The organism is Micromonospora sp. C97 (genome assembly GCF_018070385.1).
GTDB lineage: Bacteria > Actinomycetota > Actinomycetes > Mycobacteriales > Micromonosporaceae > Micromonospora > Micromonospora parva.
Window position 1 is genome coordinate 76,961 of the sequence record NZ_JAGPXU010000016.1, and the last position, 14,005, is coordinate 90,965.

At 72.7% G+C, this 14,005-nt stretch carries 13 protein-coding genes; 6 read left to right on the plus strand and 7 right to left on the minus strand.

Annotated elements, in window-relative coordinates; genetic code table 11:
* Nucleotides 1–234: 234 nt before the first annotated feature.
* Nucleotides 235–567, minus strand: a complete 333-nt coding sequence (locus tag KBX26_RS20875; RefSeq protein ID WP_030335490.1) for a nuclear transport factor 2 family protein — start codon at nucleotides 565–567, stop codon at nucleotides 235–237.
* A gap of 177 nt (nucleotides 568–744) precedes the next feature.
* Here KBX26_RS20875 and KBX26_RS20880 point away from each other — a divergent pair, with 177 nt between their 5' ends.
* Both KBX26_RS20880 and KBX26_RS20885 read left to right on the plus strand, forming a co-directional pair.
* Complete coding sequence (locus tag KBX26_RS20880) at nucleotides 745–1,131, plus strand: DUF2267 domain-containing protein (RefSeq protein WP_210866211.1); 387 nt, start codon at nucleotides 745–747, stop codon at nucleotides 1,129–1,131.
* A gap of 110 nt (nucleotides 1,132–1,241) precedes the next feature.
* Nucleotides 1,242–1,643 carry a hypothetical protein gene (locus KBX26_RS20885; protein WP_210866212.1) on the plus strand — a complete coding sequence of 134 codons (402 nt, stop codon included), beginning with the start codon at nucleotides 1,242–1,244 and terminating at the stop codon, nucleotides 1,641–1,643.
* 34 nt (nucleotides 1,644–1,677) lie between these two features.
* On the opposite strand, the gene KBX26_RS20890 is transcribed toward KBX26_RS20885, so the two are convergent.
* Both KBX26_RS20890 and KBX26_RS20895 read right to left on the minus strand, forming a co-directional pair.
* Nucleotides 1,678–4,083, minus strand: coding sequence for a ricin-type beta-trefoil lectin domain protein (locus KBX26_RS20890; protein ID WP_210866213.1), 2,406 nt, complete (start codon nucleotides 4,081–4,083; stop codon nucleotides 1,678–1,680).
* 248 nt (nucleotides 4,084–4,331) lie between these two features.
* Nucleotides 4,332–5,174: a copper resistance protein CopC gene (locus KBX26_RS20895; RefSeq protein ID WP_245233717.1), complete on the minus strand. Its 843-nt coding sequence runs from the start codon at nucleotides 5,172–5,174 to the stop codon at nucleotides 4,332–4,334.
* 124 nt (nucleotides 5,175–5,298) lie between these two features.
* Between KBX26_RS20895 and KBX26_RS20900 the strand changes: the two genes are divergently transcribed.
* The 3 genes from KBX26_RS20900 to KBX26_RS20910 are packed head-to-tail and all read left to right on the plus strand — an operon-like array spanning nucleotide 5,299 to nucleotide 7,925.
* Complete coding sequence (locus tag KBX26_RS20900; protein ID WP_030335497.1) at nucleotides 5,299–5,775, plus strand: hypothetical protein; 477 nt, start codon at nucleotides 5,299–5,301, stop codon at nucleotides 5,773–5,775.
* A 5-nt stretch (nucleotides 5,776–5,780) separates the two neighbouring features.
* Nucleotides 5,781–7,121, plus strand: coding sequence for a hypothetical protein (locus KBX26_RS20905; protein ID WP_210866215.1), 1,341 nt, complete (start codon nucleotides 5,781–5,783; stop codon nucleotides 7,119–7,121).
* A 36-nt stretch (nucleotides 7,122–7,157) separates the two neighbouring features.
* A complete protein-coding gene (locus KBX26_RS20910; RefSeq protein WP_210866216.1) occupies nucleotides 7,158–7,925 on the plus strand; it encodes a nucleotidyltransferase domain-containing protein in 768 nt (255 codons plus the stop codon).
* Nucleotides 7,926–7,951: 26 nt separating this feature from the next.
* On the opposite strand, the gene KBX26_RS20915 is transcribed toward KBX26_RS20910, so the two are convergent.
* The gene (locus tag KBX26_RS20915) at nucleotides 7,952–9,346 is read right to left on the minus strand and encodes an NAD(P)/FAD-dependent oxidoreductase (RefSeq protein ID WP_210866217.1); all 1,395 of its coding nucleotides are present in this window, start codon (nucleotides 9,344–9,346) and stop codon (nucleotides 7,952–7,954) included.
* Between the two features lie 172 nt (nucleotides 9,347–9,518).
* On the opposite strand from KBX26_RS20915, the gene KBX26_RS20920 reads away from it, so the two are divergent.
* The gene (locus KBX26_RS20920; RefSeq protein WP_210866218.1) at nucleotides 9,519–9,710 is read left to right on the plus strand and encodes a hypothetical protein; all 192 of its coding nucleotides are present in this window, start codon (nucleotides 9,519–9,521) and stop codon (nucleotides 9,708–9,710) included.
* 72 nt (nucleotides 9,711–9,782) lie between these two features.
* On the opposite strand, the gene KBX26_RS20925 is transcribed toward KBX26_RS20920, so the two are convergent.
* The 3 genes from KBX26_RS20925 to KBX26_RS33040 form a co-directional block, all read right to left on the minus strand.
* Nucleotides 9,783–10,349 (minus strand): DinB family protein, encoded by a 567-nt coding sequence (locus KBX26_RS20925; RefSeq protein WP_210866219.1) that lies wholly within the window; start codon nucleotides 10,347–10,349, stop codon nucleotides 9,783–9,785.
* A gap of 99 nt (nucleotides 10,350–10,448) precedes the next feature.
* Nucleotides 10,449–12,122, minus strand: coding sequence for a hypothetical protein (locus KBX26_RS20930; RefSeq protein ID WP_210866220.1), 1,674 nt, complete (start codon nucleotides 12,120–12,122; stop codon nucleotides 10,449–10,451).
* A gap of 267 nt (nucleotides 12,123–12,389) precedes the next feature.
* Nucleotides 12,390–13,964: a bifunctional NAD(P)/FAD-dependent oxidoreductase/class I SAM-dependent methyltransferase gene (locus tag KBX26_RS33040; RefSeq protein WP_210866221.1), complete on the minus strand. Its 1,575-nt coding sequence runs from the start codon at nucleotides 13,962–13,964 to the stop codon at nucleotides 12,390–12,392.
* Between the last annotated feature and the right edge of the window lie 41 nt (nucleotides 13,965–14,005).

The following is a 14,005-nucleotide window of genomic DNA, read 5'->3' on the forward strand; positions in this document are numbered from 1 at the left end:
CGTCGGCGTGCGAGCCTCGAAGTGCGCCATCGGGCAGCCGGAACCCTTCTCGTAGCGACAGCTGTTCTTCACATCATGTCATCCACTGACCCGTTGGCCGTCTCGTCCGTTCGGCGGTTGATCACCTGCGGGCCGGACCGCCCGGCTGGGCTCGCTGGCCGGACACGGTCACCGCGCGGCCGGGGCGGACTTCGCGGCACGGTGCTGCCGTCGGGCCGGTGGACGGGTTCGCCGTCACTGACGGATGTCCAGGGCGCCGATCAGCCCGTCGCGCAGCGTGAACCGGTACCGCAGCTCGACCGGGCTGCCGGGGAAGTCGCCGGACACCCGGGTGAGGGCCAGGTACGAATCGCCCGCCTGCGGGGTGAGGCGGACCGGCTCGGCGGTGTACGAGTACGCGTCCATGGTCTTCTGCCGCCAGGAGCGGATCGAGGCCCGCCCGTCGTACAGCCGGTCCTCGTCGGCGACGCTGGCGGTGTCGGCGAAGCAGGCGACGAAGGCGTCCAGGTCCCGGTCGTTGACGGCCCGGAAGTACCGGTCGATCACGTCGGGCAGGTCGAGGGCCATCTGCTCCTCCTGCGACACGGGCCGCCGTCGGGCAGCCGTCGGGTTCCCGGTCCGACCTCACCGTACGAGAAGCCGACGGCGTCGCGCGGGGCAACCAGCAGAACCATCGCGCCGGCCGCCGGGTTTGCTGCCGCGTGGCCCGGGTAGCCACGCGTCTCCGAGGCGAAGGGCGGGGACATGGCCGAGCTGGCGTTCGTCGACAAGGTTGCGGCACGCGCGAATGTTTCGCCGGAACAGGCGCGCCCCCTCACCGAGGCGGTCCTGCGGACCCTCACCGAGCGGCTCAGCGGCGGGGAGGCGGGCGCGTTGGCCCCCCACCTGGCCGACGAACTGAGCCCGCTGCTGGTCAAGGCGGCCGAGCCAGCCGAAACGTTCGACTACGACGAGTTCCTGCGCCGGGTGGCCGACCGCGCCGGGATCGACCGCCCGGCCGCCGAGCGGGGCACCCGCGCGGTGCTGCAGACGATGCACCGGGTGGTCGGGCACCGGGAGTTCGAGGACGCGCTGGCCCAGTTGCCGGCGAACCTGCGGGCGCTGGCGCAGCCGCTGCCGCACGGCCCCTGACCGACGCCTCGGAGCGCCTCCCACAGGATCCCGGGGCGGGGGTCTTCTCCGCGCGGGGCCGACCGGGGGATGATGCCGGTGCGACAGCGGTCAACCGTGGAGGTCAGGCGATGGTGATGCGTACCCCGGATGGTGTGGACGCCGCGCGGGCCCGGCGGCGTGGCGGTCTGCTGGTCGTCGCCTTCGGCCTGCTGGCGTACGCCGGGACGACAGCTGTCGACGCGCCGACCCGCGCTCTGGGGCTGTCCTGGTCGATCATCGGAGCGGCCGGCGCGCTCGGCGTGCTGACCATCATGGTCGCGGCCCGCCGCCGGGCGGTGCGCCTCGCGGACGCCGCCCGCCTGATGATGGCGGTGGCGGCGCTCGCCGCGCTGGCCGTCGGGGTCGCGTTGGCGCCCCGCGGCGCCGAGCGCGGATTCGTCATCGCGGTGACCGGGGTGCTGGCCGCGGCGCTGGCGGCGTCCGCGTTGCTCGCCGGTGACCTGCGGCCAAAGGGCCGGGGCGCGGCCTGACCCGCCGATCAGGCCACGCCCCCACGTCCGACTGTCAGCCGGTCACCCCGCTGCTGACCACCCACTTCTGGTGTGCGCCGCCCGCATAGGTGCCGAGCTGGATCTGGGTGCCCTCGGCGGTGTTGCCGCCGGCGGCCTCCATGATCTTCCCGGACTGCGGGTTGCGGATCGACCCGTCGCTCTGCGGTTGCCAGACCTGCGCGCCGGTGCCGTTGCAGGTCCAGAGCTGGATCTTCGTGCCGTTCGCGGTGCCCGCATTGTCCACGTCCAGGCACTTGCCGAGCGCGCGGTAGGTGTCGCCGACCCGGGTCCACGACTGCGCGGCGGTGTTGTTGCAGGTCCAGAGCTGGATCTTCGTACCGTCGGCGGTGCCCGAGTTGTCGACGTCCAGGCACCTGCCGCCGACGCCGGTGATGGTGCCGCCGCTCGGCGGTGGCGGACTGCCCGGGATGGAGTTGAGCGTGTACCACGCCTCGGTGCTCCACAGTGACTGGCCGGTGGTGGAGGTGAACGGGCGCGGCGAGCGCAGGTGCACCACCCGACCGGCCTTGCGACCGGGCACCACCAGGGTGACCTTCTTTCCGTCCGAGGAGAGGGTGGCCGAGGTGACGGTCAGCGTCTCCTCGTCGATCTTCGGCCCGCCGTAGGCCGACGTCGCCACGTACCGCCATTGCTTGATCTTGTAGCGCGCGGCCAGTTCGGCGGCGGTCCCCGCCGAGACGGGCTGGGTGTACTCCACCTCGAAGCCGGTGGTGGTGGCGCGCATCGCGAGCATCTCGAACGTGGTGGAACTGTTCGGGGTGAGCTTCTGCAGGCCGTACGACAGTTTGCCGCTCTGGCCCCAGTTGCCGCCCGCGCCGAGCCCGCCGACGTAGATCGCGCCGTCCGGGCCGATGTTGACCTCGGAGACACCCGCCTCCAGGCCCTGGGTGAGCCGGAACAGGGCGCCCTGGTACTCGCCGTTGACCTTCTCCACGTTCGCCCGTTGCAGGCCACCGTAGGTCACGTCGCCGATCACGAACTGGCCGGCGTACCGGCCGCTGGTCAGGTAGAGCGGCGTGCTGGGCGAGTTGGCGATCTCGTTCTGCGGCATCCAGAGCACCGGCTGCGTGACCGGGGCGGTGTCGAACGGCCCCGCCGGGTTCGTGTAGTGGTTGAAGAACCGGCCCTGCTTGACGTGCACCAGCTTCGACGAGGGCAGCCAGCCGCCCTGGTTGTCGGTGACGAAGAGGCCGCCCTCCGGACCCCAGCCGATGCCGTGCGGCGTACGCAGGCCGCCGGCGACGTAACTGACCGCGCCGGTGTCCTTGTTGACCTTGATGGTGGTGCCCCGGTTGGTGGCGGGTTGCGGGTTGGTGGTGGCGCCGCCGGAGTTGATCGACACCGACAGGTTCAGGTAGAAGAACCCGTCGGCGTAGAGCAGGCCGAAGGCGAACTCGTGGAAGTTGCCGCCGTAGGGCCAGGTGGCAACGGTTTCCAGGCGCTCGGCCGCCTCGTCGCCGCCGGTGTTCACCAGCCGGGTCAACCGCTGTTTCTCGGTCACGTAGACCACCCCGTCGACGACCTTGAGCCCCATCGGTTCCTTCAGGCCGCCGGCGATCTTCTTGGTGGTGACGGTGCCGGGGCTGGTCGAGCCGCCGGTGTTGCCGAGGATCCAGACCTCGCCGTCCTGGGAGGTGCCGGACTGGTCGCTACCGCCCCAGGTGCTGATGACGAGCCGGCCGTCGGCCAGCCAGTCCATCCCGGTGACCTTCGGCTGGAAGCCGCTGGGCCGCAGGTTGGTCAGCGTGTAGCCGGGGTGCACGCCGGTCAGCGGCAGCCCGTCGCCGGGGGAGTCGAAGACCCCTTCGCACTCCTTGCGGCCGGGCGCGGTCACCCGGACCACGCCGGCGTCGGTGCTCAGCGCCGAGTTCGGTACGACCACGAAGGCCGACGAGCCGGGCGTCTTCCACTCCAGGGTGATCTGCTGTCCACCGCCGCGCTCGAAGTGGTCGATGCGCAGCGGGTGCAGGCCGGCGGTGAGGGTGACGGTTCCCTCCTTGGGCGGGGTGGCGCCGTGCAGCCCGTCGTGGTTGATCACCACGGCATTGTCGATGGACAGTTTGGATCCGTCGTCGCTGCTGAGCCGGAACGTGTAGCTGCCGGCCTGGGTGGTGGTGATGTTGCCGAGCACCTGCGAGACGAAGTTGTCCTCGAAGCCGAAGTCGGCCGCCGAGGTCCAGTTGATGGTGGACATCAGCTTGTCCACGTTCGGGGTCTGGGCGGGCTTGAGGGTGCACAGCTCGGACAGCGGCACCTGCACGTCGAAGACGCGCAGTGTGACGCCCGGTTCCTGCGCGGGGGCGGCGGTGGCGGGGACGGCCCAGAGGCCGGCGGCGAGGACGAGCGCCAGCGCACCGAGGACGGGATGGTGGAGTCGGCGTAGCAGGGGTGTGCCCATCGTTCCTCCAGGAGGCAGTGGAGTGCCCGACGGCCGGCGTGGATCAGCGGTGAGGATGACCGTCGGCCCCGGCTCCGTAACGTCCTCGACGCCGACGAGTGACAGTGCGGAAACACCGGGTTGATGGGTCGAGACATTAAGGTGTTTCGATTGCACTGTCCATGGCTTCGCCTCGATACATCAAAAGTTTCCTATGTCCGTGCGAAAGTTCGAGGCGGTACGCGAAGAATGCCGGTTGCTGCGGTGGTCTACCGCCGTCCGCGCCGCGCGGGACCACCCGTCCGGGCACCGGTCTTCCGAGTCGGAGCCGCAGCCTTGCGGGCGCCTGCGCCCCGACCCGCCGGGCCGGCCGGCCGCCGGCCCGCCGGGGAGGCGCCCCGCGCCGCAGGTCGACGGCGGGCCGCCAGCAACACCACCGCCGAGACCACCACGACGATCAGGGCCGGGACCAGCCAGGCCGGAAAGCCGCCGCCACGCTGCTCCGGGGCGGCGCCGGCCGGGTCGTCCGCCGCCGCGTCGGTGAGGGCGACCGGGCTGCCGGTGGCTCCTGGGGTGGTCGAGCCCCCACCCTCGGCCTGGGCGATCAGCGCCGGATCCGGCCCCGCCGTGGGCGGCGACCAACCGGCCGGGGCAGGCGTGCCGGGGCCCTGGTAGTCGAAGCTCACCTCGCCCCGCACCGCCTCACCGTCGGAGGCCACGGAGAGATAGCTGGCGGTGTAACGGCCCTTCGCCGGCCAGTGGGCGACGGTCACCATGGCCGGGAAGCCGGTGTGGTACAGCCGTGGCTCGAACACGCCGTTGACCATGAAGTACTCGGTGACCGGCTTGTCCAGTCGCTTCGGCTCACCGTGCGACCAGCCACTGTCCACTCGCGACCCGTCCGGCCCGGTGACGGCGAAGTGCGCGTTCGAGGCCGGCTTCTCGGTGAAGTACAACGCCAGCTGCGTCAGCGGCTCGCGTACCACGGTGCCGGTCAGCGGGGTGGAGGTCGCCAGCTGGCCGTGCGCGTACGCCGGGGCGACCGGCAGCAGCAGCGACACCGCCAGGGCCGCTGCCAGCGCCGCCACGGTACGGCTCAGAACCTTACGCACAGTGATCAGCTTCGATCGCATTCGTTCATCATGGTCATTTCCCCGGCACCGAACAAGACGTAGAGTTCTCCTCCCCGACGATCAAACCGACACCCGTCCCCCTCGCGTCGTTCGGAGTCCACCCGTGTTCGTCCGCACCCCCGCCGCCCGCACCGCCGCGACCGTCACCGCCGTCGCCCTCGCCGCCCTGCTCCTCGCCGGTTGCGGGCAGGACGACGACCCCTCGGTGGGCACCCCCTCGACGGCGCCGACGTCCGCCGGCCCGTCGGGCGCCACCCCCACCGCACCCGCCCCGACGCCCACCGGCACCCCCAGCGCCGCCGCCAGCACCCCGGCGGTGGACCGACAGATCACCGTGACGATCGCGAAGCGGCGGGTCGATCCGCCGACCGGGCGGGTCACCGTCAGTAAGGGCGAGCTGGTCCGGATCACTGTCACCTCCGACGTGTCCGACGAGTTGCACGTGCACGGCTACGACCTGGGCGCCCGGCTGCCGGCCGGCACGCCCGGCTCGGTCGAGTTCCGCGCCGACCAGACCGGACTGTTCGAGGTGGAGACGCACGACTCCGAGCTGGTGCTCTTCCAGCTCGTCGTCCGCTGAGCGGCATGACGGCCGCTCCCACGCTGCTGGCCCACGGTGTCGGTGGCCGCCAGGACCTGCCGATCACGCTGCCGCAGCTCGTCGTCGCCGCCGCGCTGACCCTCGTCGTCACGTTCGTGGCACTGGGTGTGCTGTGGCGCGAACCCCGGCTCGACCGGGACGCCAGCGGCGGTCGTCCCGTGCCGCGCTGGCTCGCTCGACTCGTCGACGCGCAGGCCGTCCGGTGGGCGCTGCGCGGGCTCGGCCTGCTCGCCGCGGCCTGGTTCTGCCTCGGCCTGCTGGGCGGGCCGGACACCGCTGACAACCCGACGGCCGGCACGCTCTACGTCCTGCTCTGGGTCGGGCTGGCACCGCTGTCGCTGCTGCTCGGCCCGGTCTGGCGGGCGGTCAACCCGCTGCGCACCGTGCACCTGCTCGCCGCGCTGGCCGCGCGGCGAGACCCGCACCGTGGGCTGCGTGAACTGCCCGACGGGGTCGGATGGTGGCCCGCCGCCGCCACCCTGTTCGGGTTCGTCTGGCTGGAACTGGTCGCCCCCGACCGGGCCACCCTGCCGGTCATCACCGCCTGGCTGGCCGGGTACGCGGTGCTCCTGCTGGTCGGCGCGGTGGTGTTCGGCGCCGGCTGGTTCGACCACGCCGACCCGTTCGAGGCGTACAGCACCCTGATCGGTCAGCTCGCCCCGCTCGGCCGGGCCGCCGACGGCGTCCTGGTGTGGCGCAACCCGCTCGACGGGATCGCCGGTCTGCGTCCCCGCCCCGGGCTGGTCGCCGTGGTGATCGTGCTGCTCGGCTCGACCATGTACGACAGCCTCTCCAACGCGCCGGGCTGGTTGCGCTTCAGCCAGGAGAACGGCCTGCACCCGGCGGTCACCGGCAGCGCCGGCCTGAGCCTCGTCATCGCCGCCGTCGCGGTGGCGTACCTCGCCGCCACCGGCGCCGCGGCGCGCATCGGTCGCGCGGACCCGGCCGAGGCCCGTGCCGTGCCGGGCGAGATCGCCCACTCCATCGTGCCGATCGCGGTCGGGTACGTGGTGGCGCACTACTACTCACTGCTGATCCTGGAGGGCCAGCGCACCGTCGCGTTGCTCTCCGACCCGCTGGGCACCGGTGCCAACTGGCTCGGCACCGCCGACTGGGAGCCGCACACCGCGCTGGTCACGCCCTCCGGGGTGGCCACCCTGCAGATCACCGTCATCGTCCTCGGGCACCTGCTCGGCACCCTGCTCGCCCACGACCGCGCGCTGTACCTGTTCCCCCGGGCCCGGGCGGTGGCCGGCCAACTGCCCCTGCTGGCACTCATGGTCACCTACACCGTCGCCGGTCTGCTGCTGCTCTACGCGGGGTAGTGCCGCCCGGTTCCGAGCCGTGCGCCATGATGGCCCGTGCACTCCGATCTTCAGCGCTACCTCGACGACCTGGTCAGCACCGCCCGGGACGTGCTCGACACCGACCTGGTTGGGGCGTACGCCGCCGGCTCGGTCGGGCTCGGGGCGTACCAGCCCGGTCGCAGCGACGTGGACGTGGCGCTGCTCAGCGCCGGGCCGCTCAGCACCGACGCCAAGCAGGCGCTGGTCGCGCGGCTGCGGCACGAGGCGCTGCCCTGCCCGGCGCGCGGGCTGGAGTTGGTGGTCTACGACCGGGCGGTGGCCGCCTCCGGCACCCCCGAGCCCGGCTTCGAGGTCGAACTGAACACCGGGGCCGGCATGCCGTTCCGGCGCACCCTCGACCCCGCCGACCGCCCGGTCGCCGACGGCCGGTTCTGGTACGGCCTCGACCGCAGCATCCTGCACCAGAGCGGACTCGCGCTGCTCGGGCCGCCAGCGGGGGAGGTCTTCGCCGACCTCGCCCCGGCCGACCTGCGCCGGCTGCTCGTCGAGGCGCTGACCTGGTGGCTCGCCCTACCCACACCGCCCGCCGACCAACCCGCACCCGGCACCGAGGACGCCGTGCTCGGGGCCTGCCGATCGCTGGTGCGCCACCGCGACGGCATCTGGCTCGCCAAGACGGCGGCCGGTCAGCGGCTGATCGACGCGGGGGACCCGGCCGAGGTCATCCGGCAGGCGGTCGCCGCGCGGCACGGCGGGCCGCCGCCCACCGGGGCGCAGGCCCGCGCCTTCCAGCAACGGGTACGCGACGAGATCGCCGGGTAGCCGGTGCACGGTTGGTCGAGCGGCGCTCAGCGGACCGGGCGGGACTCCAGCGAGGCGAACAGCAGGTTGAGGCCCTCGGTCATGGTCGGGTGGGTGATGACCGCGTCCCGCAGGGCGGTCCACGGCATCGCGGCGAGCATGGCCAGCTGCACGGAGGTGATCACCTCGCCGGCCTCGGGGCCGAGCAGCGCCGCGCCGAGGATCCGGTCGGTGCCGGTGTCGATGACCGCCTTCCACATGCCCCGGGTCTGACGCAGGGTGCGGGCCCGGGGGATGGCGGCGACCGGCAGGTGGGCGACCTGGACGTCGTACCCGGCGTGGCGCGCCTCGATCTCGGTCAGCCCGACCCGGGCCAGCTCCGGGGTGGTGAAGACGGTGTACGGGATCAGCCGGTCGGCGGTGCTGCGCCGGCCTCCCGCGAGGTTCGCCCTGATGATCCGGTAGTCGTCCAACGAGACGTGGGTGAACTGGGGGCTGCCGGCGACGTCTCCGGCCGCCCAGGTGTGCTCGGCGCTGGTGCGCAGGTGTTCGTCGACCTCCACGAAGCCCCGTTCGCTGAGCCGTACGCCGGCGACGTCCAGGCCGAGCCCGTCAGTGACCGGTTCCCGGCCGGCCGCCACCAGCACGTCGTCCCCGATCACCACGCCGCCGTCGTCCAGCGTCACCCGCAACGCGCCGTCGGGGTCCCGCTCGATGCGCGCTACCGCCACACCCACCCGTACGTCGATGCCGTCGTCGAGGAAGACGCGCATCACCGCGTCGCTCACGTCGGGATCCTCCCGGGTGAGCAGCCGTGGACCGCCCTCGACCAGCGTCACCGCGCTGCCGAACGACGCGAACATCTGCGCGAACTCCACCCCGACGGTGCCGCCGCCGAGCACCACCAGCCGGGCCGGCAGCCGATCCAGGCGCAGCAGCTCGTCGCTGGTGAGCACCCCGGCCTCGGCCATCCCGGGCACCGACGGCAGATGGGGGCGGGTCCCCGTGTTGATCACGACGTCGGTGCCGCGCAGCAGCCGCTCGCCACCGTCGGCGAGGGCCACCCGGACGGTCCGTGGGCCGACGAACCGGGCCTCGCCGATCACCAGGTGCAGGCCGGAGTCGAGGAACTGCTGCCGGTTGGCGGCGACCATCCCCTCGACCACGTCCTGCTTGTGCGCGCGCAACAGGTCCACGTCGACCCGGCCGCCGTCGACAGTGAGGCCGAGCGCCGACGCGTCCCGCAGTTGGCGGGCGGCCCGCGCGCTGGTCACCAACGCCTTGGTCGGGATGCAGGCGACGTTGATGCAGCTGCCGCCGATCATGCCGCGCTCGACCATGGCGACCCGCTGCCCGGATCGGGCGACGTCCATGCTCAACGTCTTCCCGGCCTTGCCGCCACCGACGACGAGCAGGTCGAACTCCTCCGGTTGGTCGGTCACCCGGCGCTCCTCTCGGTCACCGGCCAGGCCGGCGGCCACCGCTGGTGCACGGCGGCCAGCCCAGCCTGCCAGCTCCGTCGGGCGCGGCGATCCGGTTCCGCGCAGAATCCACCCGGACCCTGACCAGGTGCCGAGGACCCACGCGGCGAGCCCGGTGAGGGATCATCGGTGGATGCCTGACATCCCGCCGCAGTTCCGTGCCCGGGTCCGCCATGAGCCGGATCGGTCGTACGCGGTGCTGGTCGAAGGACCTGACGGGGAGGCGCTGGCCGGCGCCACCGGCAGCCTGCGGGAGGTGCGCACGGTGGCACGCCAGGGTGCGGCCCGCCTGTTCGGCGTACCGCTGGATCAGATCGCCCGGTGAGCACCTCGACTTCGCCCCCGTCCTCACCGACGGGGAGGCCGCCGAGTTGCGGCGGTATCTCGCCCGGTCGGCTCAGCCTCCGTCGTGAGCCACGTCTGTGTCCTGCCAGCGGTAGAGGTCGCGCAGCAGGGAGATCTCGGCGCCGTGATGGATCAGCTCCCGGTTGACGTGCAGGACGATGCCCTCCATCGGAAACCGCTCGGTACCCACCGGCGGCGGATTCTCCAGGTCCGCGTCCGAGAGCTCGCGGACTCCGGCGTTCCATCTGCCGTACATCTCGTCGAGCTGGTGCAGCGCCTCGTCAGCGGTCCCCGCGTAGGCGAAGGTCTGCGAGTCGACGTCCTGGCCGCCGAAGTGCCATCCGACCCGATAACCCAGGCAGGAGACGATGATGTGCGCCAACCGCCAGGCAATGGTGGTCACCGGCGCCGGTACCGGGTCAGGGGACGCGTGGTCCACCGTCCATGCCCCCGAACCTGCTGACATCGGTGCGGCCGACGTGCCACGTGGGCGGATGCTCCAGCAGCCGGGCACCGGCTCCCAGAAGTACTCCTCATCCGTCAGATCGTCCAGCCGCGGTCGCAGGTTCTTGCGCCAGTGCCGGTCCAGTTGGTCGGCGAGTCGCTCGCTTCTCGTCACCGCCGCACACTACGGACAACGGACCTGGCTGCCAACCCCGGGCGGTCGACCCGGGCCCGTGCGGAGGTGCTCCGGGCCCGGGTGCAACCGCTGCTGAGGTCAGTGCCGGGCGGCGCCGTTCTCACTGACCGGCTGCCCGAAGGCCAGGAACGGCACGGGCGTCGGCGCGTCGGTGCCGATGTGCCGGGGGAAGATCGGCTCGGCGTCGGCACTCACCTCACGGGCAGCAGTAGCGTCCGGCGCCACCGACTCGTCCGCCACCACCGCCGCGCCACCGTGCTCACCGTTCACCTGCTCGGCCGGGTCGCCGTTCACCTGCTCGGCCGGGGCCTGGTCGGCGGGGCCACTGTCGACAGGGGAGCGGTCGGACGTGGCGCGATCGGCGTCGGCGTCGGCCACCGGGGCTCGCTCCGTGGCGTGCCGGTCGACGCCGACGCGGTCGACGGTGAGCTGCTCGACACCGGTCCGCTCGGGGGCGGGTCGATCGGCGCTGGCGCGGGAACCCACCATCGGGTACTCCGCGGTCTCCGTACCGCCGGCTGCCGCGGCCATGACCGCGGCGGCGGCGAGGTCGGCCACCCGCTTGGCCTCCCGCTGCACGCGGGCGCGGACCTCCTTGGCGTGCCGCTCGGCGGAGTCCCCGGCCCGGCGGGCCTCGTCCAGGCGGGCGTTCTCGGCGGTGAGGTCCCGGCGGACCTCACTGAGCCGCTGCTGCATCCGGGACAGCTCGTTCTCCAGCGCCTCGCCCTCCTGGCGGATCTCGGCGAGCTGCTGGCGGCCGGTGTCCAGCTCGGCGTGCAGCTCCGCGGCCTCCTGCCGGCGCTCGTCAAGCTCCTTCTGCAGGGCGGCGAGCTGCTGCTGCTGGCTGGCGGCCTGCTCGTCGGCGCGGTTGCGCAGCTCGGTCACGTGCTGCTGCGCCTCGGCCAGCAGCGCGGCGATCTGCTGCTCGGTCGCGCTGCGCTGCTCGGCCAGCTCCTGCTCAGCGGCGGCCTGCTGTTCGGCGATGTCCTGCTCGGCGGCGGTGCGCCGTTCGTTGACCTCTCGCTCCACGTTGGCCTGCCACTGGGCCATCTCCTGCTGGTTCTTGGCGCGGGCCGACTGGAGTTCCTGCTGGATCTGGGTACGGGCCGACTTCATCAGCGCGTCGGCGGCCACCCGGGTCTGGTTGAGCTGCTGCGCGCTCTGCTCGGTGATCCGCTTGGCCTCGTGCTGGGCGCGCTCGTGCGCGGCCTCACCGTCGGCCCGCAACTGTTCGGCGTGCTCGCGGATCGCCGTCAACTCGGCCTCGGCCAGGGTGCGCCGCTCCTCGTACGCCTGCTCCTGCTCGGCGCGCCGGGCGGCCAGTTCCTCGGCCAGGTCCTGACGTGCCTGCGCGGACCGCTCACGGGTGTCGGCGAGGATCCGCTCAGCTTCGCTGCGCAGTTCGTTCGCCCGGTCGGTGGCCGACTCGGTGATGATCCCGGCCTGCTTCTCGGCGAGGGCCATGATCTCGCCGACCATCGGGCCGAGGTCGTGGAACGAGGCGCGGTCCACCTGCACGGGCTGCTCCTGAAGCTCGGCCAGTTCGGCACGCAGCCGCTGCACCTCGGCGGTCAACTCACGGACTCGGACGGCGGAACGCCCGTGCTCCCCGCTCAGCATCGCGATCTGACCGTCGAGCTGCTCCAGGTGCCGGTCCACCTGGCGTTTGTCGTATCCGCGCAGGGCGAGCTCGAAGCTCGGCCGGGAGGCCGCATCGTCGCGTGCTGCGTGCGGCTCAGCGCCGATGGACATGCACCATCCTCCGTACGATCGGGGCGTCAGGGTCGGCGGTCGCCTGCCCCACGGGCCGTCAGTGTGGCGCAACGCTACCGCCGAGCGGACCTCATGCGAAGTCCTGCCCCACCCCCTCTCACGTTGTCGCCCCGCGTTCCCCCGTTCCCGCGCCGATCACGGACTCGTGGTGCCGGAAAGGTGCTGCTCCACCACCTTTGTCATCCGGGGAAAGTCCATGATCGACGCAGGTCGACGTGCGGACGCGGGGCGACGGGCCGGTGCGGGTCAGCGTCGGCGGGCGACCAGGACCGCGTCGTGGTGGGTGACGTCCTCGCCGTCGGGGTTGGTGGCGAGGCGGGCGCGTTCCTCCGCCGTCAGCACCTCCCAGTGGATCGGGTCCAGATCGGCGGCCACCTCCTGCGCGGTGTACATCGCGTCCGGCATGTGCATCCGGTGCGCCGCCCCCCACAGGTCAGACGGGTGGTGGCCGACGATCAGCAGGACGCCGCCCGGTGCCACCGCCGCGGCCAACCGGGCGAACAACTCCTGCCGCTGCTGCCGAGGCAGGTGCATGAACTGCGCGGACACCAGGTCGTACGCCTGCTCGGCGGGCGGCTTGTCCCGCAGGTCGACGTGGGTGAACTCGATCCGGTCACCGACGCCGGCGGCCTCGGCGTTCGCGGCCGCCCGGCTCAGCGCCGTGCTGGAGATGTCCACCGCCGTCACCTGCCAGCCACGCGTGGCCAGCCACACCGCGTCGGCGCCCTCGCCGCTGCCCACGTCCAGCGCGCGCCCCGGGGTCAGGTCGGTGACCTCGGCGACCAACTGCGGGTTCGGACGCCCACTCCACACCGAGGGCCGGGACTGGTAGCGCTCCTCCCACGCCGGCTCCTCGAACGTCGTGGCCACCAACTGCCGGTACGCGGCCACCGCGTCGCGGGTCTCCTCGGCGATGAGATCGGCGTTGATCGCCGCCGCGGCGGTCAACCCGGCCCCGGCGGACGTGATCACCTGTCCCCGGAGGTCGGCCACGTTGCCCGCCACCCAGACACCGGGGACGGCGGTCGCGCCGGTGGGGTCGGCCGGGATCTGGGCCCCGATGACATGCTCACCCATCGTCACCTCTTCGGGGGCCAGGCCCAGCCCCACCAGCAGGTCGGCGCGGGGGGTCAGTCGCGTCGCCACCACGATCGCGTCGAGCGCCACCACACGACCGTCGGCGAGCCGTACCCCGGTCAGCGCGTCGTCGGTCACCTCCACCGCGGCGACCGGGCCCGGCACCACCGTGATGCTGCGGGCGGCGAGCCGTTCGGCGGTCTCCGCGTCCGGTGCCGGGGTGTCGTGCAGCAGGAGCAGCACGGAGGAGCTCCACTGTCGCCACATTTCCGCCTGGTGCACGGCCAGTGGCCCGGTCGCCAGGATGCCGATGCGACGGTCCCGAACCTCCCAGCCGTGGCAGTACGGGCAGTGCAGCACGTCGCGACCCCACCGCTGTGCCAGGCCGGGCACGTCGGGCAGTTCGTCGGTCAGCCCGGTGGTCACCAGCAGCCGCCGGGCGCGCACCGGCTCGCCGTCGTCGAGGCTGAGCTGGAACCCGTCGTCGTCCCGGGTGGCGCTGCGCACCCGCCCGGTGCGGAACTGCCCGCCGTACCCGGCCACCTCGGCCCGTCCGACCGCGAGCAGCTCACCGGGCGGCGTTCCCTCCCGGCCCAGGTAGTTGTGTATCCGGTCGGCGGGCGCGTTCCGCGGCTCACCGGAGTCGATCACCAGCACCGACCGTCGGGCCCGGCTCAGCGCCAGGGCGCCGCTGAGCCCGGCAGCGCCGCCGCCCACCACCACCACGTCGTATGTCTCGTCCACCGGTTCGTCCCCCTCGTGTTCTGTCGGCTGTCACCACCATC